A 1,058-nucleotide genomic window follows, 5' to 3' on the forward strand; every position below is an offset into this window, starting at 1 on the left:
TCGATTTCCATGCCCGGCGCCATGTAGTTACCCACTACCTCCACCACGTCGCCTTGCGGCTGGAAGCGTGGCGTTGGCCAGTGAGTGATCTTCACTTCGACGAACTGACCGACTTTAGCGCTGGCATTGCGACCCGGCGTGACCAGCACTTCTTGCTGGATCTTCGGGTTGTCGGCCACCACGAAGCCGATACCGCCTTCTTCGAAGTACCGGCCAACGATGGTTTCGTGGGCGCGGGTAACCACTTCGACGATCACGCCTTCGCGACGACCACGACGGTCCAGGCCGGAAACCCGGGCCAGCGCACGGTCACCGTCGAACACCAGGCGCATTTGCGCCGGGCTCATGAACAGGTCATCGCTGCCGTCGTCCGGGATCAGGAAACCAAAACCATCGCGGTGACCGCTGATGCGACCGAGGATCAGATCGAGCTTGTCCACCGGCGCGTAGGTGCCGCGACGAGTGTAAATCAGCTGAGCATCGCGCTCCATGGCGCGCAGGCGGCGACGCAGGGCTTCGAGCTGGTCTTCTGTGGTCAGACCAAACTCCTCCACCAACTGCTCGCGGTTAGCCGGCGAACCCCGATCCGCAAGATGCTTGAGGATCAGTTCGCGGCTAGGAATAGGGTTTTCGTATTTTTCCGCTTCACGAGCGGCCTCGGGATCGAGGGACTGCCAATCGGCCATTAGAGAGTTTTCACCTTGTCTATATGCGGGTTAGTTTGGCATACGCGTATTGAAACGGGAAATTTCAGGCTCGGACAGCGCTCGAAACGCCCTTTGCCAAGCATAGAAAGCTCTCATGAATGCCGCTCGTGAAATTTTCCAGGTATTTTTAATAACAGGGGTTTACAGTGAAATAGGTGGTCCGTATAGTGCGCGCCATCGACGACGCAGACGCATGTCGATATTGCCCAGATGGTGAAATTGGTAGACACGCCAGCTTCAGGTGCTGGTGACCGCAAGGTCGTGGAAGTTCGAGTCTTCTTCTGGGCACCAATTCAAACTTCAAAGCATTGCTTTGAAGCTTCACAAAAACCCGCGAAAGCGGGTTTTTGC

1 protein-coding gene and 1 tRNA gene are annotated in these 1,058 nt (G+C 56.8%); one reads left to right on the forward strand and one right to left on the reverse strand.

Annotation, left to right across the window (positions count from 1 at the left end; translation table 11 throughout):
- On the reverse strand, window positions 1-686 hold a 686-nt coding region (locus F8N85_RS34405; RefSeq protein WP_318183237.1), incomplete at its 3' end, for a winged-helix domain-containing protein.
- A 225-nt stretch (window positions 687-911) separates the two neighbouring features.
- Here F8N85_RS34405 and F8N85_RS34410 point away from each other — a divergent pair.
- A tRNA-Leu gene (locus tag F8N85_RS34410) sits at window positions 912-998 on the forward strand.
- The last annotated feature ends 60 nt before the right edge of the window (window positions 999-1,058 follow it).

It is taken from the genome of Pseudomonas fluorescens (assembly GCF_902497875.1).
Lineage (GTDB): Bacteria > Pseudomonadota > Gammaproteobacteria > Pseudomonadales > Pseudomonadaceae > Aquipseudomonas > Aquipseudomonas fluorescens_BR.